The sequence below is a fragment of the Herbinix luporum genome, assembly GCF_900070325.1.
Lineage (GTDB): Bacteria > Bacillota > Clostridia > Lachnospirales > Lachnospiraceae > Mobilitalea > Mobilitalea luporum.
Window position 1 is genome coordinate 213,540 of record NZ_LN879430.1, and the last position, 22,163, is coordinate 235,702.

Consider the following 22,163-nt stretch of genomic DNA (forward strand, 5'->3'; position numbering starts at 1 on the left):
CATTAGAATTTATTTATAGTTAAATAGTAATAACAGTATATTACTTAAAGATATCATTCTAAAGGATTTATAAATTTTAATAGAAGGCAGTAGTAAATATGGTAAAGAAAAATGATCAGTTAATTGTTACTATAGAAGATATTGGAGCAAACGGTGAAGGGATAGGAAAGTACCAAGGATATACCTTGTTTATAAAAAACACAGCTGTCGGTGATAAGGTTTTAGTTAAGGTTATGAAGGCAGGTAAATCATATGGTTATGCCAGGCTAATGGAGATAATAGAACCATCTGCCTTTCGTGTAAGCCCAATTTGTCCCATTGCAGGAAAATGTGGTGGCTGCCAGATTATGCATCTGGATTATGAAAAGCAACTTGAATACAAAGAGGATAAGGTAAGAAATTGTCTTACAAAGATAGGTGGCTTTGATAAGATTACCATGGAACCGATAGTTGGCATGGACTATCCCTATTACTATCGTAATAAGAGCCAATTTCCGGTTGGAAAAAATAAAGAAGGAAAAGTAGTTATAGGATTTTATGCCAGCAGGACCCATTCCATAATTGATACAGACCATTGCTATATCGGCGCTGATGTTAACATAAAAATTATAAAGTTTATGCGGTCCTTTACTGAAAAATATAATATAGAGCCCTATGATGAAGTAAAACATACCGGACTTTTGCGCCATATTCTTACCCGGATGGGATATAAGACTGGAGAGGTAATGGTATGCTTAGTAATAAACGGCAAGGACATCCCCCATAAAAATAAGCTGGTAGAAGGTTTGCGCAAAATTCCCGGAATGAAGAGTATATGTCTAAATATTAATACTTCAAATACAAATGTTATACTTGGTGAAAAGGTTATAAAGGTATGGGGGGAAACCTATATAGAAGATTATATAGGTAAGGTTAAATATAGAATATCACCCCTATCTTTCTTTCAAGTAAATCCTATTCAGACTGAGAAGTTATATAATCTAGCTTTAGAGTATGCCGACCTACAAGGAGATGAAGTGGTCTGGGATTTGTACTGTGGTATAGGTACCATTTCACTGTTCTTGGCGGAAAAAGCCAAGAAGGTTTATGGAGTTGAGATTATTCCTCAAGCTATAGAGGATGCTAAGGTAAATGCTAGGATTAACGGTATCGATAATGCAGAATTCTATGTGGGGGCAGCAGAAGAAATTCTTCCTAAAAAACATAAGGAGGAAAATATAAGTGCAGATGTAATTGTTGTGGATCCCCCAAGAAAAGGCTGTGATCAGAAATTACTTGATACGATTATATCTATAGCCCCGAAAAAAGTTGTCTATGTCTCCTGTGATCCTGCTACTTTAGCCAGGGACTTAAAGTACCTACATGAAGGTGGCTATGAACTTAAAAAGGTTAGACCGGTGGATCAGTTTGGACATAGTGTTCATGTGGAGACGGTGGTGTTGATGTGTGCGTCCAGCGAAGCTGGCAAATGCTAACAGGTGAAAGTCCTGTAGTGGTAAAGGTAGGGCAGCCACTTAGTCAGTAACCAGCGTATGAAGTAATTTGTGCGTTGAAGCGTTACGGAATGTTCTGAAAAGAGCAGACAAACTGGCGGGTCGTAACATGAAGTGAATACTGCCGCACCGTTATTGACATTCCCGAAAGGGAACAACAGGGAGTCGAGCTGAGACATCAACAGCGAAGACAGCAGACGGTATGAAGAACCCTAAATGCAATACCTAAGAACCCTGCGGTGTAGAGGTAGCGACACGTCAGGAAAGTATTTGCCGGAACTGGAGAGAGCCTACTTTGCACAGGAAACTGTAAAGAGGAAGCATATAAGTGAAAGCGAAGTTGCAATCCTGCAAAGAGGCAGTCAGAAGTGCTCATAGTACCAAGGATTGTACAGACAACAAAACTGTACATAGGGAAGGGGCACAACTTTATTCAAGTCTGTAAAGGAGGTAGGTGCCGGTGATTGCCAATAAAGCTATTAACACCCATGAAAAAGTACGAAACCTTCAAAACAGACTATACCTTACAGCCAAGGCTGACCGAAAGAGAAAGTTCTATGCGTTGTATGACAAGATATACCGTAACGATATCTTAGAAGAAGCATGGAAACGGGTAAAACAGAATGGTGGAACAGGCGGTATTGATAAAGTCAGCATTGATGATGTGAAAACGTACGGCGAAGAAAAACTGCTGGGCGAAATAGCGGAAGAATTGAGGACTGGGAAGTACCGGTGTAAGCCTGTCAGACGAAGTTATATTCCAAAACCGGATGGTAGAAAAAGAGCATTGGGGATACCTACGATTAAGGACAGAATAGTACAGATGGCAGCAAAGATAGTGATAGAGCCTGTGTTTGAAGCAGATTTTCAACCCTGTTCGTATGGATTTAGACCGAAAAGAAGTGCCAAACAAGCAATGGACAGGATATTTGAAGTTTCTGACAAAGGTGGTGCACTATGGGTAATAGATGCTGACATAAAAGATTATTTTGGTAGCATCAATCATGATAAGCTACTTTTGCTAGTCAAACAAAGAATAACTGACCGTAGAGTGTTAAAGCTGATAAAAGGCTGGTTAAAAGCGGGGGTATTGGAAAACGGTAGGTATAGTGAGAGCACACTGGGAGCACCACAGGGAGGAGTTATTTCTCCACTATTGTCCAATATATATCTGAATTATTTTGATGTGTATTGGAATAAAGCCTTTGGACATCTGGGTGAATTAGTGCGTTATGCAGATGATTTTGTGATATTGTGCAAGAGGTTATCTCATGCAGAAGAAGCCTTTCGCGCTGTGAAGTGGATAATGGGAAAGCTGGAACTAACACTACATAGTGAGAAGACAAGGCTAGTTGATATGTATTTCGGAAAGGACAGTTTTGATTTTCTTGGCTTCAATAATAGATTTCAGCGTTTTAGAAATAAAAACTGGCAGTGGTATTGGACGCTACAACAGATACCGTCTAAGAAGGCTATGAAGAAAATGAGGGCTAACATAAAAGAGGTGTTTGCCAGTCCAAGCAAGCTACTGTTAAGTATGGAAGAGATGGTGAAGCTACTCAATCCTAAAATCATTGGCATGAGAAACTATTATACCAGAAGATTTACCAGACCATGGTTATGGAAGATAGATAAGTATATCAATTTCAAGTTTACTCGGTGGTACAATCGGAAGAAACAACGCAATTATAGGCTAGGAAATGCAGCAAAGGTCAGAGAATTGACTAAACAGGCAGGACTAGCAAGTATGTGTGGCTGAAAGCTGAAGGAAGAAGAATATCGGAAAGCCGTATGCGGGAAAACCGCACGTACGGTTTGATGAGGGGACGGTGGTAACCCCACTGTTCTACTCTATCTAAGGAATAAAGTCTGGAAAGTATTGAAAATACTTGGTTTTACAAAATAAAAGTAAATCTGTCAACTCGACTTATACCCTCGATATGTGTTCATGGAAATAATCGAGGGTGTTTTTTTGTGGTAAAAATGAGTCTGAAATTAGGTAGGGGTGAGTGGACAGAATAGATAAATTAGTAGGGTTGAGGAGACAGGATGGATGTAACATTCTATACACCTGAGATTATAGCATAGAATTTAGAAGGATTTGGAGTAAGAATTATTGAATACAAATCAAAAATCATGCGAACGTAAAGAAAATGTTTGCAATATGATGATGCTAATGATATTATGTAATTATACATACATAGAGGTGATTATGATGGCAATTAGTTATAAAAAACTTTGGAAGCTTCTTATTGATAGAGATATGAAAAAGAAAGACTTACAGAAACTTGCAGGCATTAGTTCTGCTACGATCACAAAGCTTGGTAAAAACGAAAATGTTAGTACAGAAATAATACAAAAAATCTGTATAGCGTTGGAATGTGACGTCTGTGATATCATGGAAATGGATACCAAACGGAATTAGTATTTATTATTGTTTACCTGAGAAGGCACGATATGATTATCTGCTCAATTTGCCAGACGATGCTGATTGTGGGAAGGCAGTCAATGAGGCTATGGAGTTAATTGAGGCAGAGAGTACTCAATTGAAAGGAATACTACCCAAAACATATACTTCTTTCAGAAATGATTTGTTGAAAGAATTGTTGCGTATTTTTAACAATAGTGCATTGAACGAAATCAACGATGATATCCTAGGTCGCATTTATGAGTATTTCTTAAATAAGTTTGCTTCAGCTATCGCATCGGATGATGGAGTTTTCTTTACACCTAAATCTCTAGTAAAGATGATTGTGAATATAATTGAGCCAACTCAAGGGATAGTGTTAGATCCTGCCTGTGGCAGTGGTGGAATGTTTGTTTCCTCCAGCGACTTTGTCAATTCTGAAGGAATCAATGCTAATTCTGCCATGACATTTTATGGACAAGAAAAAGTAGAGTTTAATGCGAAGTTATGTATCATGAATATGGCTGTACACGGATTAAATGCAAAAATCAAATCTGGTGATGAGGCTAACAGCTTCTATCATGATGCTCATAATCTGGAAGGGCGCTGCGATTATGTAATGGCTAATCCTCCATTTAATGTAGATAAAGTAAAAGCAGAATCTACTCAGAATGCAGGACGCTTACCTTTTGGGTTGCCGGGAGTAAATCAAAAAAAGGAAGTCTCTAATGCCAATTATCTTTGGATTTCATATTTCTATGCGTATTTAAATGATACTGGACGCGCTGGTTTTGTTATGGCTGCTTCTGCTACGGATAGTGGCAATAAGGATCGAGAAATCAGAAAACAGCTTATTCAGACAGGACATGTAGACTGTTTAATGTCAGTGGCTAATCAATTTTACCATGGATTATTGGGAAAAATGGAAGAGATAATGCTAGGAATAGGACAAGATTAAAATGTCAATATGTTGCAATGACAAGGGCAAAAGGATTATTATGTCTTGCAATTCCTAAGAACCTAGTTACTGAGAAACAATGCCAAGAATTGAAGGACTTAGGCTGGAATATTGAAAAAGTGATAGAAAAAAGTAACTATTAGAGCTATACATTTAAGGATGTGTTTTTAGATAAACTTGAAACGTGTAATTGCTGTCAGTAGCTATACATTAATGCTGAAGTTATAATATCTATGTTGTCTATAGTTATCAATGTAATTATAAACACCCTAATGGGTGTTTTTTATATTTGATAAATTAGGTTTATAAACCCTAGGCAAGGAGGTGATGCCTATGCTTGCGTTGGTACATGTATTCTAGCTTTAATAACAAACTAAAGGAGGAAAACACATGATCGGTATCGAGCAATACCAAAAAATCCAAGAATACAAAGAACTCGGACTTGCCCAGACCAAGACTGCTAAAGCGCTGGGGCTCACCTATACTTCTGTCAGTAAATACTGGAATATGAGCAAAGAGGATTATGCCAGGGAAGCTGAGCAGGAAAAGTATCATATGGATAATTATCGACAGTACATATTAGAGCAATTGAAAATATGCCCGCAAATCCGGGATACGAATATCTATCTCAAATTAATGGAAGATTTTCCTGATTTACAAGTTAAACGAGCTACTTTCTATCGCTATATGAAAGCTCTAAGGGAACAGCACGGGTATCAGCATACCAGTAAGCGGAAAATCTCACCACGTGAAGTCTCGCCACCAGGATATGAAGCGCAGGCTGATTTTGGTCAATATAAACTTAAAGATATGTATGGAAGAATTGTAAGGGTATATTTCTTTTGTATGGTTTTGAGTTATAGCAGAATGAAATTTGTTTGCTTTTCACCGGATCCCTTCACGACCGAAACAGCCATAAAAGCTCATAACTATGCATTTCAATATTTTGGAGGAAGACCACAGACAATTCTATATGATCTTGATCGGGTCTATGTGGTTAGCGAAAATCTAGGTAATATTATATTTGTACCGGCCTTTGAAGAATATGTAAAGCGTATCGGCTACAGTGTTTCATTATGCAGGCCAAGAGATCCTCAGAGTAAAGGTAAGGTAGAAGAGGTCATTGGATATGTTAAGCAAAGTTTTCTGGAGGGGAGGGTATATACCGGAATTGACAGTCTTAACAGTGCAGCTCTTGCATGGTTGGATAGAGAAGGCAACGGGAGAGTTCATACTGTGACTAGAAAAGTGCCACGAGAAATGTTTATTGAAGAACAAAAACAGCTTTTTCATGTTAAACCATATTCAGAGGTATCAAGTACTGTAGCATCCTTTGATTCCAATGGAGTGGTCAGCTATAAAGGGAATCGTTATCAGATTGATGTCGGTGTGATGGATGCACATCAACGTATACGTATTGAGGATGATGGTGAAATACTTCTATTTTATGATACTGATACTAATGAATTATTAGCTAAGTATCCAGTAACAGAAGATAAGATACTGGACAGATATTCAAACCTGAAGGAAATAATAACAGAAACAGGGTTTCTTATACTCTTATAAAACAATATTTTGCAGACCATGAAATCGCTCAGGAATTTATACGGCGGATGGAACAAGAACAACCAAAATATTTTAATAGCCATTGCATTCGCTTAAATCGCATGACGAAGTTTTATTCGATGGAGCAAATGCTTGATGGGATAAGATACTGTATTGAGACTGAACGCTGCAATGCCTATGAACTTTTGGCTTACATAATGTATAAGCATGGTGAGCAGATAGCGAAGAAGTTCTTACCAAATCAGCAGTATTTCAACCATCTGACACGTAGCAAGGAGATAAGGAGGGAAATCGATGGCTGATATAACTGAAATCCGCGAGTTGGCTAAGAAGCTAAATCTATGGAATATTGCCAGGGGATATATTGATTTGAATGATGAGAAACTGTCCAACCTAGATTATCTTCAAATGATATTACAAAAAGAACTAGAGATACGAGCCAGACAAAAGCAGATCAAGCTAAGAAGGGCAAGCAAACTTCCCAACAAGGTATTTGAATTATCGAATTTAAACAAAGGTTTGGAATGGCAGATAAAACAATTATCCCATTTGACATGGCTCAATGAAGAACAAAACGTTATTCTGCTTGGTAAATGCGGGACAGGCAAAACTAGTCTTGCAGTTCATCTTGGAGAAACAGCGATCGGTAATGGACATAAAACTTACTATGCATCCATTGATACTTTTGTATCTATTGTAGAGAACAAAGATATAAACCCAAAAGCAGGTGCAACCTTCTCCTATATACGGGAATGTGACTTAATTATTATTGATGATGTCTTTTATGTGGAACCAACCAGGGCAGAACTGCAGGTTTTCTACCGGGCAGTTACCTTTCTTAATGAAACCAGAAGCATTATTTTTATAACCAATCGTGAACTGTCAGCATGGATAGATGCAGCTGAGGATAAGCATCTTTGCCAGACTTTATTGGACAGAATGACGGTCAATTGTCAAATTGTTCGTTTGACTGACAAGTAAATAAAAACACTCACTTCTTTTTTAATAGGGGCAAATACCTCGTTTGAAAACAATGCCGAAAAACGGCTTAAAATAGATGCAAAAAATCTCACGAAATCCTAAGATTAGCTTAACTTTTGAGATTATCTGCAGTTTATGCGGTAGGGGGGCTAAATCTCTACCACTTTTTGCCCCGGAAACGGGCGTGGGGTAACGCGTGAAAATTCGCGGTTTCAAACAGTGTCATGAAATATTCCGCAGGGTTCATTGGAATAACCGAGGAAAGAAATCAATCGTATGGAGATGCGTCAGCAGATTGGAAAACACCGGTTTGTTTTGTACCGCTTCCACTATACTTGAAGATACGCTTAAAGAGAAAATTGTAGAGGCCATCAATGTAGCGGTCAGCGGAAAAAACTCTTTTTTGGCCATACTGAAGAAGAATATTGAAACCGTATTAAGCGAGGATTTGGATGAGAGTACAGCAGATATTGATAAAAGGCTGGAAGAACTCCAAACCGAGTTGATCCAAAAAGCAAATTCAAAGGAAGCATACGATAATATTGTCAACGAAATTTACCGCTTACGGGACTTAAGGCAAGAAACACTTTCAAGAAACGCTCTTCGCCAAGATAAGCGGGATCGGATTGCTGAAATGACGGACTTCCTTAACACGCAAACCGGTGATATTACGGAGTTCGATGATAAACTGGTCAGAAAACTAGTTGAAAAAGCGATTGTATATGATGACAGGTTAATGGTAGAGTTTAAGTCGGGGTTAGAAATTAATGTGCATCCATAGTTGTAAACTATGACAAAGAATAAATATTAGATATTACTTATGACTACGATTTTTGTGATAATATTTTTTAAGTAGACTAAGATGAAAGGAAGAAAGTTATGAAAACATCTGTTATAGGTTACCCAAGAATTGGAACTTTAAGAGAGTTAAAATTTGCGGTAGAGAAATATTTAAGAAAAGAACTGACGAAAGAAGAACTGCAGGCTATAGCCTCTAAGTTGAGAGAAGAACATTGGAAAGCTCAAAAAAACAACGGAATTGATTTTATAACTTCAAATGATTTCTCATTTTATGATAATCTATTGGATACTGCCGTTTTATTGAATATCGTCCCAAATCGATACAGGCAACTCAAATTGGATGCCTTAGACGAGTATTTTGCTATGGCGAGAGGCTATCAGGGAGATAAGGGTGATGTAAAGGCTTTGCCCATGAAAAAATGGTTTAATACAAATTACCATTATATAGTGCCTGAAATTGATGACGATACCGAATTTTTACTTGTAGGGACAAAGCCATTTGATGAGTATGTGGAAGCAAAAAATTGCGGAATTGAAACAAAGAGTGCTATTATTGGAGCTTTCACCTTTTTAAAGCTTGTTAAATTTGCAGGTAAAAGAACGGTTGAGGATTCCATAACTGATGTTGTTCGTTCATATTCAGATATTCTAAATAAATTTAGTGTTTTGGGTGCCAGGTGGGTTCAGTTTGACGAGCCAGCCCTTTGTATGGATTTATCTGAAGAGGATATAGTTCTTTTTAGCAAAATTTACGAGAGAATTCTTTCAGAAAAGAAAAATACGAAGGTGCTCTTGCAAACTTATTTTGGTGATATAAGAGATTGTTATAATAGAGTTGTTGCTATGCCGTTTGACGGAATCGGTCTTGATTTTGTCGAAGGGAAAAAGACGTTGGAACTTGTGAGGAGATTCGGATTTCCGGAGGATAAAACGCTTTTTGCAGGCGTTGTCAATGGAAAGAACATTTGGCGAAACAACTATTCTAATACTGTGAACTTGATCAGAGAATTGGGTGAATACTGCAAGGAGATTGTATTAAGTACATCCTGTTCTCTTATTCATGTCCCATATACTCTAAAAAATGAGAGCAGCCTTTCTCAGGATTATAAAAAATATCTTGCTTTTGCTGAGGAAAAGTTAATGGAATTGTCAGAACTGAAAAAAATACTATCATGCAGCGATCCTGCTTCAACGGAGGAATATGTTGATAATCAAAAGCTTTTTAATTTACCAAGGAATTGTGAAAATACAGCTGTTCAGTCAGCTGTTTCCGGGCTATCAAAAGATGATTTTATCCGGTATCCTGATTCTGGAGAACGCGAAAAAATCCAAAAAGCAGTATTCAATTTACCACTACTTCCCACAACTACAATTGGTTCGCTTCCACAGACAGCAGAAGTGAAAGAGAACCGTTCCAATTATAAAAAAGGGAAGATTACATTTGAACAATATGTAACGTTTATCAAAGGAAAAATTGCTGAATGGATTGCCTTGCAAGAAAAAATAGGTCTTGACGTGCTGGTTCATGGGGAATTTGAACGAAACGACATGGTTGAGTATTTTGGTGAAAACCTTGATGGGTTTTTGATCACGGAAAAGGGGTGGGTACAGTCTTATGGTACAAGATGTGTGAAACCTCCCATAATATGGGGCGATATTTCCCGCTCAAAACCAATAACTGTTGATTATTCTTTGTATGCACAGTCACTTACATCAAAATGCGTAAAAGGGATGCTAACCGGTCCGGTAACAATTTTAAACTGGTCCTTTCCCCGGGAAGACATTTCATTGAAGGATTGTGCATTCCAGATTGCTCTTGCTATTAAGGATGAAGTTCTTGAGCTTGAAGCAAACGGGATAAAAATTATTCAAATTGACGAAGCTGCTCTTAGGGAAAAACTGCCTCTAAGAAAAAGCGATTGGCACAGCGAATATCTTGATTGGGCAATCCCTGCTTTCAGGCTTGTTCATAGCGGCGTAAAACCTGAAACACAAATACACACTCATATGTGTTACAGTGAATTCGCGGATATTATAAAGGATATCGAGAATATGGACGCAGATGTAATTACTTTTGAAGCAGCACGTTCAGATTTGAGTATCGTTGACACACTAAGTGAATGTGGATTTAAGACGCAAGTAGGACCTGGTGTTTATGATATCCATTCACCAAGAATTCCTGGCATTCAGGAAATTAAGAAAGCACTGATTAAAATGCTTGAAAAAATACCTAAGGAGAAGCTGTGGGTTAATCCTGACTGCGGGCTTAAAACAAGGGAAAAAGCAGAAACTGTTGCCAGTCTTGAAAATTTGGTTATTGCAGCAAAAGAAATTAGAAGGAGTTTGTCAGTATGAAAATATGTGAATTGTTTCAAATGAAAAAGGTTTTTTCATTTGAAGTATTTCCTCCTAGAAGAATAGACTCTGTCAATATAATTTATGATACGATTGAAAAATTGAAAGGCCTTAACCCAGATTTTATTAGCGTTACATATAGTGCGGGAGGAAGCGAGAGCAACGCCGATACATTTAAAATAGCCTCTGCCATTAAAAATAATTATGGTATCGAAAGTGTTGCCCATCTTCCTTCCATAAACCATACAAAAGTTGAAGTGCTAAAAATCCTGGAAGACTTAAGAACTGCTGGAATTGAGAATATTCTCGCACTGAGAGGGGATGTTAATCCTAGTTTTAGTCCGAAGAATGATTTTAAATTTGCTAGCGACTTGATTTCATTTATAAAAGAACATGGAGATTTTAATATAATAGCGGCTTGTTATCCGGAAGGCCATTTTGAAAGTCCTTCAATAATTGATGATATCCGCAATCTAAAACGCAAAGTGGATGCAGGCGCAAATCAACTGATAACACAGTTGTTCTTTGATAATAATTGTTTTTATTCATTCAGGGAACGGGCTGCTATTGCAGGTATCAACATTCCTATTGAGGCGGGTATTATGCCCGTTGTGAACAAGAAGCAGATTGAAAGAATAGTTGCCCTTTGCAGAGTAAACCTCCCTAAAAAATTCCTCGCTATTATGAATAGATATGAGAACAATCCGGAAGCCTTAAGAGATGCTGGAATTGCCTATGCTGTTGACCAGATAATTGATTTGATAGCACAGGGAGTCGATGGAATACACCTATACACAATGAACAATCCATACATTGCTCATAGAATATATGAAGCAATAAATACGTTGCTTGTTGCATGAATGATGCCTCTGCTTAATTGGAAGCAGAGGCATTTATATTGACTCTATACTATATCCATATTCGCAAATCCACTTTTTTAATTTTGAAATATACTCAATGGCCAATGGACTGAGATGAGTCTTTTCGTTTGCAATCCAGCCAATACGCATTCGTTCATCTGTTATAAGTGGCACGGAAATAATATTATTCCCGTTGAGATCCCTGCTCAAAACACCTGAGCAGATGGTGTATCCGTTTAACCCTATCAGTAAGTTGAAAAGAGTGGCACGGTCGCTGACATAAATTGTTTTCTTTCTGGGAATAGTACTAAGGAGTTCTTCTGAAAAATAAAAAGAATTATAGGTTCCTTGTTCGAAAGCAAGAAACGGGTAATTATTTAAGTCTTCCAGAGTAACTGTTTCATTCTTGGCGAGAGGATGCTTCGAGCTGATAAAAACGTGAGGATCAGCTTCAAAAAGAAGATTAAATACCAAATGGTTCTCCTTTAGTATTTTATTAAGGACTTTCTCATTAAAATTACTTAAATATATAATTCCGAGCTCACTTCGTAGATTTTTCACATCTTCAATAATTTCGTACGTTCTTGTCTCACGAAGGGTAAATTCATATTCATCAATATCCAAATCCAAAAGCAATTCAACAAATGCGTTGACAGCAAAAGCATAATGTTGGGTAGATATTGAGCAAAGTTTTTTCGAAGGTTTCTTTCCCATATATCGCTGTTCCATAAGTTCCGTTTGTTCTATGATCTGTCGTGCATAAGAGAGAAATTCAGCGCCATCATCTGACAAAGAAATCCCTTTTGCTGTGCGGTAAAATATTTCTATCCCAAGTTCTTTTTCAAGATCTTTAACAGCCGCTGAAAGACTAGGCTGTGTAATAAATAGTTGTTTGGCGGCTTCGGTAATTGAACCACATTCGACGATTTTAATAATATATTTTAGTTGTTGGAGTGTCATAGCATCACCTTGCCATAGTTTTTTTCTATAATTATATGCTATAATTGTATTATAGTCAATGGCACTTGATAGTTTAGTATCTTTGGATAAGATATGCCTAATGGTAAAACAGAGCATAATTTGCAGTGTTATAGTACGGGAGGGGAAAAGGATTATCTATGAAAAAAACTGTTTTAATTACAGGAGCTTCAAGAGGAATTGGAAGGGAAATAGCAAAGCTCTTTGCCGCTAATGATTATAATGTTGCAATTAATTATTTCAAAAGTGAAGAAGAGGCAGAAAAATTGTATCTTCATCTGCGTGATGAAGGATATAGTGTTATTAAAGTACAGGGGGATGTAAGTAACAGAATTCAGGTCGATAGTATGATGAATATAATATATAATCGTTTCGGCGATATTGATGTTCTAGTAAATAATGCCGGAGTTGCACAACAAAAACTATTTACTGATATATCTGAGGATGATTGGGATTGGATGTTTAATGTTAATATTAAAGGGATGTTTAATTGCTGCCAAGCTGTATTACCAAAGATGATAAATAATAAGCGGGGAAAAATAATAAATATTTCGTCAATATGGGGATTAACAGGTTCCTCGTGTGAAGTACACTATTCTGCGTCCAAGGCCGCTGTTATCGAATTTACCAAAGCATTAGCAAAAGAAGTGGGTCCCTCAAATATTCAGGTAAATTGTGTTGCTCCAGGTATTATTAAAACGGATATGATTACACATTTAAACACATCGATAATAGAAAAATTAAAAAGCGACACACCATTAGGGATATTAGGTACACCTAGAGATATAGCCGAAGTGGTTTTGTTTCTTGCATCAAGCAAGGCAGATTTTATTACGGGACAAATAATTAGCCCTAATGGTGGATTTGTGATTTAGATATTTTATCTGATTCACATTTTAATTATTGATATGTTCCCACGTACAGTGCTTTCTCAAAAATGACCGAAAAACCATTGACATGTTCCCACGTACAGATGCTATAAAAAATGCCCCACAGACATCAATTCCATCAACTCGATCCATGTTGAGACGATCACTTTGATAACGAGGATTTAAAATGGGGGTCCGGAGAGGCTTGATATAAGCCTTTTGTGTATTTTTATGTTTGAAATCGAAGGGTGAAAAAAGTGTCTTTTTTACTTTGAGGGAACATATCGAAAAAGACTCAAAACCTTGCGAGTGGTCAATATAGATATCAGAGGTTTGTGAGTGGTCGATTTAGATATTTTTTGAAAAAATTGAGGTTGTGTGGTCAGTATTGACTTTTTAGGTTGAGTTGATAAAATAGTTGTGTAATAGGCTAACCAACATGACTGAAATATGCTCGTATGTTTATTAACCATTATGCTGGTTGGTAAGTTGAGTTAGGTCTATATGGAGATTAAGTAGTTCGATAAATTTAAAGCATAGCTAAATTATGTTTTGCGAGGTGAGCAGTATGAAAAAAGAAAGAGAATATTACGAAGCATACGATGATAGATATAAACAAGTTCAGCTTTTCTCAATCCTTTGAAGTTTTTGATTGCTTGACACAAGAGTTATCTGACAAATTTGATTTATTTATGCCATAGCAGTATTGCATATGTTGGTTTTAGATAAAGACAGAAAATCATTTTATCAATTTAAAGAAAATGGTATTGCACTAATATGCACAATCGGGGATGGTAAGAAAGAGTGGCATTCAAACATAGAAGATGCTCTGAAAGTTGAATTTGATGGAGGTGGTAATGCTATGAGAAGATTTGGAATTCAAATGATAGACCACTCCGTTTCATCGGACTGGTGGAAATCAATTATCAAGCATTTTTTCAAAGTCGGCGACAACTTTGAAATACGGTGTTGGAAAGAGGAAACTGAAGAAATTTTGCAAGCACAACAATACGGCACAGCAACAGATGAAGGTAACGAAATATCTATAAAAGGCGTGCTTACGGATAAATTGCTATTGGAACTAATGACGGATAATCCATCAGATAAAGATATCTATAATAAAATGACAAAGTATTTTACCATAAATGTAAAAAATGAACTTTGTGATATTTGCAGTGCTCACTACGGAACAGAGATGTATATAACAATTTACTCTGACAAGGACATATTGTTTTTTGAACAGGTAATGAGTAAATACTCCGACGATTATTTTAGCATCGGAGAATGGTAACGATAAGGCAATTTGAATTTGTGAAAGAGGGTGATTGTATGAGTGTTTGCAGATTTATCGCATCCGATTTTCCTTTGACAGAATTTGCATCATCACAGGATTATCCCATTGAGATTAATGTTGACAACGGCACAATATACGATGGCGGTGCTGATGATAACTATTTTCTAATTCCCTTTTTGAATGTCGCGGACTATACCGATAAAAAATATGGTGTTTATCTTGAATGGGACTATACTGATGGCAGAGCAAAACAATTCATTGAGTACATAAAAACTGCTCTACAAAAATCAGATGTTATTGAATTCTGGCATGTCTGGTTGATGGACTATTATGAATTTGAGGACAGACCTTTCATTCACAGAAAAGCAATCTCCATTGACGAACTGACCACAGAGCATATCAAAGAGATTGATAATGCTGTAATCTGGAATACTCCCGATAAAATGTATCCAGAAAGGCCATCGTTCTATTGCTTAACAATAACACGATAACAACTGACAAATTCCAGTTTTGTGGATATGTTCCCGCGAACGGTGGTTTCTGAAAAAACGGCCAAAAACCCATTGACATGTTCCCACATACAGATGCTATAAAAAATAGCCAGCAGACATCAATTCTATCAACTCGATCCATGTGGAGTGAGTGACATTGATTTGTGCGTCCAGCAAAGCTGGCAAATGCTAACAGGTGAAAGTCCTGTAGTGGTAAAGGTAGGGCAGCCGCTTAGTCAGTAACCAGCGTATGAAGTAATTTATGCGTTGAAGCGTTACGGAAGGCTCTGAAAAGAGCAGACAAACTGGCGGGTCGTAACATAAAGTGAATACTGCCGCACCGTTATTTACATTCCCAAAAGGTAACAATAGGGAGTCGGGCTGGGACATCAACAGCGAAGACAGCAGACGGTATGAAGAACCTTAAATGCAATACCTAAGAACCCTGCGATGTAGAGTTAGCGACACGTCAGGAAAGTATTTGCCGGAACTGGAGAGAGCCTACTTTGCACAGAAAACTGTAAAAAGGAAGCATATAAGCGAAAGCGAAGTTGCAATCCTGCAAAGAGGCAGTCAGAAGTGCCCATGGTACCAAAGATTGCACAGACAACAAAACTGTACATAGGAAAGGGGCACAACTTTATTCAAGTCTGTAAAGGAGGTAGGTGCTGGTGATTGCCAATAAAGCTATTAACACCCATGAAAAAGTACGAGACTTCCAAAACAGACTATACCACTTTCCAAGTGAGGCAGCGAGGGCCAGCCCTATTTGCTGCTGTTGTGCGACCTTACCGGTTTGGAAAAATCGTGGCATCGCATCTGCGTTACAAATACCGATGTAATTATGCAGGACTATGGTATGCATAAGATGCTAGAGCATTTTCATGTTCAAGGAACGCAGAAATTTGCCCTTGTATGTTAAGAGAATAAAAAACATTTCTTGACAGGTATTCATTGTTCATTTATAATTAACTATGTGGTTAGTTAGGTTCATTGGAGGTGTTTTATGAATAAACGAGATGCAGCGGAAACTAAGGCAAGGATTTTATCAGCAGCTGAGAGATTATTCTCCGAGGTTGGTTTTGATAAGGCTCGGGTTGACGATATAGCTAAAGAAGCAGGTGTAAACAAAGCTCTGATTTACTATTATTTTGAGAGCAAGGATGAAATACTCGAGACATTGTTCTCCAGCCTTGTGGAAGATGCCAAGCGGATGCTGGTAGAAAGCGTGGAGAAAACTTCGGATGTTCTTAACGAAGATAATTATAAAGCTCTCTTTGATGTATATATCCGCTTTATAATGGAAAAAAGAAAGATCTTAAAAGTTGCCATTGCTGAATCAGTCAAAGAGTCATCAAGTATTTCAGTTGTTATGGAATTAGGGAACCTGATAATTAATGCTGAAATCGAAAGCATCCGTAAAGCATGTGAATCGAAAGGGCTTAATTATCCCGAAGATAAGAAGGAAATACTTGTGATGGAATTTTTTACCGGACTGATGCCGTTTATATGCTTCGCTTTATTTGAGGATCAATGGGAGTCATATTATCATATGAGCGAAAAAGAACTATGCGAATATTTTTATAAGGCATTTAAGAAAACGCATTTAGCTGCGCATTTGCCGAAGTAATTTTTTTAAACCATACTAACTAAGTAGTTAGTATAATAAAATAATAATTTAAGGAGGTCCCTAAATGGAGAAAAATGAAAGGATTAACAAGCTTCTGGAAGAAACTGAAGAGGTGGTCGATCCGCACAGACAATTCTACAGGGTAAGATTCGACGACAACAGCATGGATTTTGCATTCCAGTGGATGCTGGGTGCTATTCGGAACGGTGGCGGAGATATAGGCGAAATGTTTTATACCGCTGCTCAGATCGAGGATTACAATCCGGACAGCTGGGCTTCCGAGTGGCCGAAAATAGCGGAAAGAGTTGAGAAGCGGGCAGAAGCTGCAGAATCCGGCAGCCATTTGGTAAGTGCCCGGGAATTCTATCAAAAAGCAGCTTGCTATTATCGTGCTGCGCTTACAGCGTTGCCACCGCAAAAACCTGAGTTTTTAAAGCTATATGAAAAATCACTGGCGTGTTTTTCAAAGGCTGGAACCATGTTCGAACCTCAATTTGAGATGGTCAGGATACCTTTTGAGAATACGTATCTTCCCGGAGTTTATATCAGGGCTTCAAAAAGCCAAAACAAAATGAAAACTATTATTGCAATAGGAGGAGCAGAGACCTTTTTCATTGATCTTTATTTCCATATCGCGCCGTCTGCATTGAGGCGAGGATATAACTTTATAACAGTTGACATACCCGGGCAGGGTATCTTGCCTCTGGAAGGCCAATTCTTCAGACCGGATACGGAGAAACCTATCGGGGCGATTATCGATTTTATCCTGAACAAGCCGGAAGTGGATCAGGATCGGATTGCCGTATATGGAATAAGCGGAGGTGGATACTATGTGCCTCGTGCATCAGCTTATGATAAAAGGATCAAAGCATGCATTTCAAATTGCGCAGTACCGGATATCGGCAAAATAATGGGTGAGATGGCTATCCAAAATCAGAAAGCGGTGTCTGCCGGTATAAAAATGTCACCCTTTAATATTAGAATGTTTCAGATCATGGCATGGAGACATGGCGTTTCAATGGATAACATCCCGGGATTATTGGAAAAGACACGCGATTTTGTGTTTAATCCTTCATTGATTACCTGCCCTGTACTGAACATATGCAGTAGTGGAGAATACCTTAACCCGGCGAGCAGGGCTATGGAAGATTATTATATGAAAGCTCTGCCGAATCCGAACAAAAAAATGATTATAGCTTCGTTTGAAGATGGCGGAGGAACACATTGCCTGGGAGAAAATACCGGACTTTTAAGCGCTTTGTTATTTGATTGGCTTGATGAGGTATTCGCCTGAATCTATCAATTGTTTATATGGTGGTGGTGATATGACAAGTAAACTTAAAACCAAAATTCCTGTGGGTTATTTTCATTTCCATGATGATGTAGGCCTCAATTTTCAGTTCAACCGGGCACTGGTCAACCAGTGCCCCATGGATGAAATGATGGAAGCGGCTCAGAATATAAAAACGTATGCGGATGTCAAAGATGTCATGACCGTTTTGGCCGAAAAAGCTCTGGCTGAAAGACGGATCCTGAACGCATCATTTTATTGTCGTTTTGCTGAGTTTTTCTGTTTTGGGGACAGCGCTGAAAAAAAGCGGCTGTTCGATCAGTTTATACAGCTTTTTTATAAAGCATTGGAAGCCGATATGATCGAACGTCATAAAATTGAATATCCGGGTGGTTTTCTGAAAGCCATACGGGTCAAACCTGACAGATCAAAAACAGGAACGGTGGTTGTACATGGCGGCGGCGATTCATTTGTCGAAGAATTCTACCTTTCTGTTAGGGGACTTGTTGATGAAGGGTTTGAAGTTATTATGTTTGAAGGACCCGGGCAGGGTGAACCATTACAGAAGTATAACATCAGGATGACCCATGAGTGGGAAAAACCAACGAAAGCAGTGCTTGATTATTTTGATCTTGATAACGTAACGCTTGTTGGCATTTCTCTTGGCGGTTATTTTGCCTTGCGCGCTGCAGCATTTGAGAAGAGAATCAGGCGAGTTATCGCATGGGATGTGGTATATGATTTTTTCGAGTGCGTTATGGGTAGAAACGGAATGCTGAAATATTATATAATTAACGCTCTAGTATCAATTAATGCAAAACCAATCATAAATTGCATTGCCCGCAGGCAAATGCGGGGAAAAGAAATGGAAAAATGGATATACGACCAGATGATGTATACATTTGGAGCCGAAACACCATTTGATTATCTGAAAACCCTGAAAAGATACAGGTGCACAAAAGATATCTCAAGCAGTGTGTCGCAGGATGTGCTTCTTTTGGCCGGAGCTGATGATCATATCATACCGGTAAGGATGTATGAACGACAGTTCAAAGCCCTTGTAAATGCCAGAAGCGTTGAAGGACGTATTTTCACAAAAGAAGACCATGCCTCAAATCATTGTCAGGTCGGCAATATAGGACTTACATTGAACTATATTATTGATTGGATAAATAGAAAGAGTTCTGAAGGAGTCACATGAATCGTGAGGCTATAAAATATTTTGTTTAAATAGTATGCTCGGGAATCCATACTGACTGAAAGAGCAGAAGTATAAAAGAATCTGTGTTATTGCAGCCTGGGCCATGCCAAAGTGATGTGGGATGCGATATTAGGTGTCGAGCTTGACGGAGAAGTAGTCCAATCAGTGCTTGGAGGAGACTTGATGTGCAAATATTTTATATGCTTGCTGGACTAAATGGTAAAAAAGTACACTTAAACCGGTGATTGTTCCGTTTGCATCCCCGGAAAACCCATTGGTTTGTTTCCGTGAACAGCTGCTATAAAAATAGCCCACAGGCATCAATTCCGTCAGTTCGACCTAAATTTAGACTTGAAGCAGGAATCGAGAGGTAGTCAGTTAAATTCAATTATACATATTAATCGGATAAGAACTTTTCTATATTTTCGTCTGAAAAATCGTACCAGTAAGCATCTGCTTTTTTGCTTTGCTCAGTAATTGCTGACTGATATTCTTCAAATAAAGCACTTGACCAAGTATGAAATTGTCTCATTATTATCAGAATCGACGGCTAATTCGCTATAAGTAATTCTATCAATTGTGTGACACATCTTTTGTGAATGTTATAGTGATCAAATATCAAGAAATCTATGAAGAAGCAAAAAAATATTGTTTGGAATAATTTCCGCAGCATTATTGATTACTTATACCACTTTTATCAAATGTTTCTTTAAACGTAAGCGCTTAATCATCTGGCACTGCTTTTATATGGGAGGTAGTTTGAGATAACATTGTTTTGAATATAAATGGGAAACCCACTTAGATAGAGCTATAGTTTTTCGCAATTCTTCGCCTAAAATCGTATATAGTTTTGAGGTATCAGATATAGTGAGAACCTCGACATAAACCTAAAATGGTAGAATATCATTTTTGTTTTCTTATGGTGTTTTAGAAACAATTTTGATTCAGTCATTGCATTTTTTGAGAATCAGCCTTTCTCGCTATGTAAAGGTAATTTTCTATTATCGGTAGACTAATTTTACCATTATTAGTACAGCAGAAATTATTAATATCGAGATAACCTAGAGGGCCATATTTTTCTCCTTAAATACAAAAAGCCCACTAAGTGTGCATGTCCATGACAGAGGGCTGTGGGATTTATTAATGGTATATTACACCATAGTACATGATTTGTGAATACTTTGAGAAATGCTTTCAAAGAATTTGATTTTATGAATATTTTATAGTCTGCATAGAATAAAGTCAATTATGCAACAGGTTGAAAACGATAAGTTTGACATGCGGGCATATCTTAACCGCATAGAACTTATTGGTGATGAGTTCAAAAACTGCCAGGAACACCTTTGAAAGCACCTTGATGGAAACGCAGCATGACGGTTTTGGGCAGCATAGATAGACAAGCGCAAGGGCGGATTTCCGCCCCTGCCTTGGTAACCATAAACCATAAGGAGGATGATACGATGAGCAAAGAAAAAGGAACCATATATTTAGCATACGGAAGCAATCTGAATTTAAGGCAGATGGCATACCGCTGCCCAACGGTAAAAGTACCAAACCTGAATTACAAAACATGAACACCTATCACATGGTGTATTGCCCAAATATTAGGATATTTACCTGTCCCGCTGATGAGTACTAGCCTGGATGTCATAGTTAGATCTACGATACCCACGGAGATGCAAGGCAGGGTCTATTCTTGCCGAAACACGTTACAGTTTTTCACAATACCCATTGGGTATTTCTTTTTTAGAACTAAAGCATTTTGATACAAGCTATACTGGAAGATATTGCATGTGCAATAAAGTCACTATATAATGGTATTAAATGAAAGTGAAACTTAAGGGTTATACAGTGATTATGGATACTACTTTAATACAGGTAAAATTATACAAGGTGGTGTATTTCCATGTTAAAAGAAAGCATATTCCCAATTCTGGAATTTGATTCAAACAAACAAGCCAAGCTTCAACCTTCAAGTATTATCCAAAAGACACCAGTACCAAATGCATGTGTTATTACTTTTTTTAAGGAAGTAATCAATAAAAAGTTAGAATCCGGTGAATTGGAGCAGATTGGAACAAGTCCTTCGGAAACAGTAGATATTCCTATTTATGAAACAAAGTATAATGGTTGTCATGTAGGTCTGGTTGGAGGATTTGTAGGTGCAGCAGGTTCGGCAGCATTGCTGGAAGAATTAATAGCATCAGGATTTAATAAATTTATAGTTTGTGGTGGTGCTGGTGTTTTAAAAAAGGATATTCAGGTAGGTCATTTAGTATTACCCTATTCTGCCATAAGAGACGAAGGGGTATCATATCATTATATTGAGCCATCACGGGAAATAGAATGTAATCCCGATGCTATAATGGCCATTGAGAGAATATTGAATCAAGAAAAAATACCTTTTATAAAGGCAAAAACATGGACAACTGATGCTATTTTTAGGGAAACTGAAGCTAAAATTGCGAAAAGAGTTGCAGAAGGCTGTGTTACCGTTGAAATGGAAGCGGCAGCATTCTTTGCTGTTTCAAAGTTTAGGAATGTTTTATTGGGACAGATTTTGTACGGTGGAGACGACCTGAGCGGAATCGAATGGAATAACCGCTCATGGATTAGTAGAGAAAAGATAAGAACTAACCTTGTGGACTTATGTTTAAAAATAGCTGTAGAATTATGATTTATCAACATCCGCCAATATTATTACAAGGAGAAATAGATGATTTTAAATGAATATTTTTCTTATTATGGAAATCCAATTCCTATAGAAAGAGTTATGGAATTAACAGAAAATGATTTGGACGACTTATATGCTAATAGTAAAGATGTAGATAGGATAAATATTTATTTTCATTTACTTAATCAATATTACTATTTGAAACGATATAATGCTAGCATTGGAATATGCAAAAAAGGCTATTAATTATAATCATGATTCAAAGTACAATAAGTGGCTAGAAGAAGTTTTAAGAGGAAATTAAGATGTTTTGC

20 protein-coding genes are annotated in these 22,163 nt (G+C 37.6%); 18 read left to right on the forward strand and 2 right to left on the reverse strand.

The window, feature by feature from the left end; translation table 11 throughout:
• The first annotated feature begins 98 nt into the window (after window positions 1-98).
• The 9 genes from rlmD to metF all read left to right on the forward strand — a co-directional run bounded on the left by rlmD (window position 99) and on the right by metF (window position 11,421).
• Window positions 99-1,475 carry a 23S rRNA (uracil(1939)-C(5))-methyltransferase RlmD gene (rlmD, locus tag SD1D_RS01030; RefSeq protein WP_058257206.1) on the forward strand — a complete coding sequence of 459 codons (1,377 nt, stop codon included), beginning with the start codon at window positions 99-101 and terminating at the stop codon, window positions 1,473-1,475.
• Window positions 1,476-1,953: 478 nt separating this feature from the next.
• On the forward strand, window positions 1,954-3,252 hold the full coding sequence (ltrA, locus tag SD1D_RS01035; protein ID WP_058257207.1) for a group II intron reverse transcriptase/maturase: 1,299 nt from the start codon (window positions 1,954-1,956) through the stop codon (window positions 3,250-3,252).
• A gap of 456 nt (window positions 3,253-3,708) precedes the next feature.
• Window positions 3,709-3,918, forward strand: coding sequence for a helix-turn-helix domain-containing protein (locus tag SD1D_RS01040; protein ID WP_058259153.1), 210 nt, complete (start codon window positions 3,709-3,711; stop codon window positions 3,916-3,918).
• Entirely contained in the window at window positions 3,884-4,858 is a 975-nt protein-coding gene (locus SD1D_RS01045; protein WP_242955230.1) for an HsdM family class I SAM-dependent methyltransferase, read from the forward strand. Before SD1D_RS01040 ends, SD1D_RS01045 begins: the two co-directional genes overlap by 35 nt.
• 390 nt (window positions 4,859-5,248) lie before the next feature.
• Entirely contained in the window at window positions 5,249-6,424 is a 1,176-nt protein-coding gene (gene istA, locus SD1D_RS01050) for an IS21 family transposase (protein ID WP_242955231.1), read from the forward strand.
• Between the two features lie 294 nt (window positions 6,425-6,718).
• Window positions 6,719-7,405, forward strand: coding sequence for an ATP-binding protein (locus tag SD1D_RS01055; protein WP_058257208.1), 687 nt, complete (start codon window positions 6,719-6,721; stop codon window positions 7,403-7,405).
• A 196-nt stretch (window positions 7,406-7,601) separates the two neighbouring features.
• On the forward strand, window positions 7,602-8,186 hold the full coding sequence (locus SD1D_RS01060; protein ID WP_087758711.1) for a recombinase zinc beta ribbon domain-containing protein: 585 nt from the start codon (window positions 7,602-7,604) through the stop codon (window positions 8,184-8,186).
• A 98-nt stretch (window positions 8,187-8,284) separates the two neighbouring features.
• Entirely contained in the window at window positions 8,285-10,561 is a 2,277-nt protein-coding gene (metE, locus tag SD1D_RS01065) for a 5-methyltetrahydropteroyltriglutamate--homocysteine S-methyltransferase (protein WP_058257209.1), read from the forward strand.
• Complete coding sequence (metF, locus tag SD1D_RS01070; RefSeq protein WP_058257210.1) at window positions 10,558-11,421, forward strand: methylenetetrahydrofolate reductase [NAD(P)H]; 864 nt, start codon at window positions 10,558-10,560, stop codon at window positions 11,419-11,421. The genes metE and metF overlap by 4 nt, the downstream gene beginning before the upstream one ends.
• A gap of 33 nt (window positions 11,422-11,454) precedes the next feature.
• Here metF and SD1D_RS01075 read toward each other — a convergent pair whose 3' ends face one another.
• The gene (locus tag SD1D_RS01075; RefSeq protein WP_023062511.1) at window positions 11,455-12,381 is read right to left on the reverse strand and encodes a LysR family transcriptional regulator; all 927 of its coding nucleotides are present in this window, start codon (window positions 12,379-12,381) and stop codon (window positions 11,455-11,457) included.
• A 158-nt stretch (window positions 12,382-12,539) separates the two neighbouring features.
• On the opposite strand from SD1D_RS01075, the gene ymfI reads away from it, so the two are divergent.
• The 6 genes from ymfI (at window position 12,540) to SD1D_RS01105 (ending at window position 19,175) form a co-directional block, all read left to right on the forward strand.
• Window positions 12,540-13,274 carry an elongation factor P 5-aminopentanone reductase gene (gene ymfI / locus SD1D_RS01080; RefSeq protein WP_058257211.1) on the forward strand — a complete coding sequence of 245 codons (735 nt, stop codon included), beginning with the start codon at window positions 12,540-12,542 and terminating at the stop codon, window positions 13,272-13,274.
• Window positions 13,275-13,980: 706 nt separating this feature from the next.
• Window positions 13,981-14,559, forward strand: coding sequence for a hypothetical protein (locus tag SD1D_RS01085; RefSeq protein ID WP_058257212.1), 579 nt, complete (start codon window positions 13,981-13,983; stop codon window positions 14,557-14,559).
• 38 nt (window positions 14,560-14,597) lie between these two features.
• Window positions 14,598-15,053 carry a hypothetical protein gene (locus tag SD1D_RS01090; protein ID WP_058259154.1) on the forward strand — a complete coding sequence of 152 codons (456 nt, stop codon included), beginning with the start codon at window positions 14,598-14,600 and terminating at the stop codon, window positions 15,051-15,053.
• Between the two features lie 1,006 nt (window positions 15,054-16,059).
• A complete protein-coding gene (locus SD1D_RS01095) occupies window positions 16,060-16,683 on the forward strand; it encodes a TetR/AcrR family transcriptional regulator (RefSeq protein ID WP_058257213.1) in 624 nt (207 codons plus the stop codon).
• Window positions 16,684-16,747: 64 nt separating this feature from the next.
• A complete protein-coding gene (locus tag SD1D_RS01100) occupies window positions 16,748-17,977 on the forward strand; it encodes an alpha/beta hydrolase family protein (RefSeq protein ID WP_058257214.1) in 1,230 nt (409 codons plus the stop codon).
• A gap of 31 nt (window positions 17,978-18,008) precedes the next feature.
• Window positions 18,009-19,175, forward strand: coding sequence for an alpha/beta hydrolase family protein (locus tag SD1D_RS01105; RefSeq protein ID WP_058257215.1), 1,167 nt, complete (start codon window positions 18,009-18,011; stop codon window positions 19,173-19,175).
• A gap of 397 nt (window positions 19,176-19,572) precedes the next feature.
• Here SD1D_RS01105 and SD1D_RS12535 read toward each other — a convergent pair whose 3' ends face one another.
• Window positions 19,573-19,707, reverse strand: a complete 135-nt coding sequence (locus tag SD1D_RS12535) for a hypothetical protein (protein WP_278319655.1) — start codon at window positions 19,705-19,707, stop codon at window positions 19,573-19,575.
• 838 nt (window positions 19,708-20,545) lie between these two features.
• Between SD1D_RS12535 and SD1D_RS12355 the strand changes: the two genes are divergently transcribed.
• The 3 genes from SD1D_RS12355 to SD1D_RS01125 all read left to right on the forward strand — a co-directional run bounded on the left by SD1D_RS12355 (window position 20,546) and on the right by SD1D_RS01125 (window position 22,095).
• A complete protein-coding gene (locus tag SD1D_RS12355; RefSeq protein ID WP_242955232.1) occupies window positions 20,546-20,749 on the forward strand; it encodes a hypothetical protein in 204 nt (67 codons plus the stop codon).
• A 332-nt stretch (window positions 20,750-21,081) separates the two neighbouring features.
• Window positions 21,082-21,852: a nucleoside phosphorylase gene (locus SD1D_RS01120; RefSeq protein ID WP_058257216.1), complete on the forward strand. Its 771-nt coding sequence runs from the start codon at window positions 21,082-21,084 to the stop codon at window positions 21,850-21,852.
• 39 nt (window positions 21,853-21,891) lie between these two features.
• On the forward strand, window positions 21,892-22,095 hold the full coding sequence (locus tag SD1D_RS01125; protein WP_058257217.1) for a hypothetical protein: 204 nt from the start codon (window positions 21,892-21,894) through the stop codon (window positions 22,093-22,095).
• Window positions 22,096-22,163 lie beyond the last annotated feature (68 nt).

Excerpts from the sequence above, each read along its gene's own strand:
- SD1D_RS01125 (WP_058257217.1), top strand. The coding sequence starts at position 21,892 with ATGATTTTAAATGAATATTTTTCTTATTATGGAAATCCAATTCCTATA.
- istA (WP_242955231.1), top strand. The coding sequence starts at position 5,249 with ATGATCGGTATCGAGCAATACCAAAAAATCCAAGAATACAAAGAACTC.
- ymfI (WP_058257211.1), top strand. The coding sequence starts at position 12,540 with ATGAAAAAAACTGTTTTAATTACAGGAGCTTCAAGAGGAATTGGAAGG.
- SD1D_RS01055 (WP_058257208.1), top strand. The coding sequence starts at position 6,719 with ATGGCTGATATAACTGAAATCCGCGAGTTGGCTAAGAAGCTAAATCTA.
- metF (WP_058257210.1), top strand. The coding sequence starts at position 10,558 with ATGAAAATATGTGAATTGTTTCAAATGAAAAAGGTTTTTTCATTTGAA.
- SD1D_RS01120 (WP_058257216.1), top strand. The coding sequence starts at position 21,082 with ATGTTAAAAGAAAGCATATTCCCAATTCTGGAATTTGATTCAAACAAA.
- SD1D_RS01090 (WP_058259154.1), top strand. The coding sequence starts at position 14,598 with ATGAGTGTTTGCAGATTTATCGCATCCGATTTTCCTTTGACAGAATTT.
- metE (WP_058257209.1), top strand. The coding sequence starts at position 8,285 with ATGAAAACATCTGTTATAGGTTACCCAAGAATTGGAACTTTAAGAGAG.
- SD1D_RS01075 (WP_023062511.1), bottom strand. The coding sequence starts at position 12,381 with ATGACACTCCAACAACTAAAATATATTATTAAAATCGTCGAATGTGGT.
- SD1D_RS01100 (WP_058257214.1), top strand. The coding sequence starts at position 16,748 with ATGGAGAAAAATGAAAGGATTAACAAGCTTCTGGAAGAAACTGAAGAG.
- SD1D_RS12355 (WP_242955232.1), top strand. The coding sequence starts at position 20,546 with ATGACGGTTTTGGGCAGCATAGATAGACAAGCGCAAGGGCGGATTTCC.
- SD1D_RS12535 (WP_278319655.1), bottom strand. The coding sequence starts at position 19,707 with ATGAGACAATTTCATACTTGGTCAAGTGCTTTATTTGAAGAATATCAG.
- SD1D_RS01105 (WP_058257215.1), top strand. The coding sequence starts at position 18,009 with ATGACAAGTAAACTTAAAACCAAAATTCCTGTGGGTTATTTTCATTTC.
- rlmD (WP_058257206.1), top strand. The coding sequence starts at position 99 with ATGGTAAAGAAAAATGATCAGTTAATTGTTACTATAGAAGATATTGGA.
- SD1D_RS01095 (WP_058257213.1), top strand. The coding sequence starts at position 16,060 with ATGAATAAACGAGATGCAGCGGAAACTAAGGCAAGGATTTTATCAGCA.
- SD1D_RS01040 (WP_058259153.1), top strand. The coding sequence starts at position 3,709 with ATGGCAATTAGTTATAAAAAACTTTGGAAGCTTCTTATTGATAGAGAT.
- SD1D_RS01085 (WP_058257212.1), top strand. The coding sequence starts at position 13,981 with ATGTTGGTTTTAGATAAAGACAGAAAATCATTTTATCAATTTAAAGAA.